We start from the raw sequence: 532 nt of genomic DNA, 5'->3' as shown, positions 1-532 counted from the left end.
AGGTATGGGTCAATTTTCAATAAGAGGTAATATTATTGATATTGCGACATTTTCTGATAATTACAGAATAGAACTTTTTGATACAGAAATTGATTCCATTAGAACTTTTGAACTAGAAAGTCAAAGGTCAATTGATTTTATTGATTCTGTTAAGATTTATCCCACTCTTGATATTTTAATTTCTCAAGATGATAGGTTAAATGCTGCAAAAAAAATTGAAAATGAAATTAATAAAACTAAGCTGAGCGGAGAAAGAAAAGATAGGCTTCTTGAAAAATTTTCACTTTACAAAAATAGGCTTGTTGAAGATGAGTATATACAAAACCCTGATCTGATAATTCCTTTTTTAAATGAGGATAAGTTGTCTGGAATTATTGATTTTATAGGTGAAGATACTATAAGTATTTTAAATGAACCAAAACAGATATTAGAAAGAGAAGAAACTTTAGAGCTTGAAAACTCTGAAACGATTACTGAAATGATAACTTTTGGTGAGGCTCTGCCAAGCCATAAAATATTACTATCCATATTT

1 pseudogene is annotated in these 532 nt (G+C 28.2%); it reads left to right on the top strand.

The annotated features are described in order from the left end of the window. Positions 1–532, top strand: a pseudogene (locus tag HMPREF9131_RS01410) (transcription-repair coupling factor); the annotation flags it as partial.

The sequence above is a fragment of the Peptoniphilus sp. oral taxon 836 str. F0141 genome (assembly GCF_000179335.1).
GTDB lineage: Bacteria > Bacillota > Clostridia > Tissierellales > Peptoniphilaceae > Peptoniphilus_A > Peptoniphilus_A lacrimalis.
This window is presented reverse-complemented; position numbering and strand designations above follow the sequence as displayed.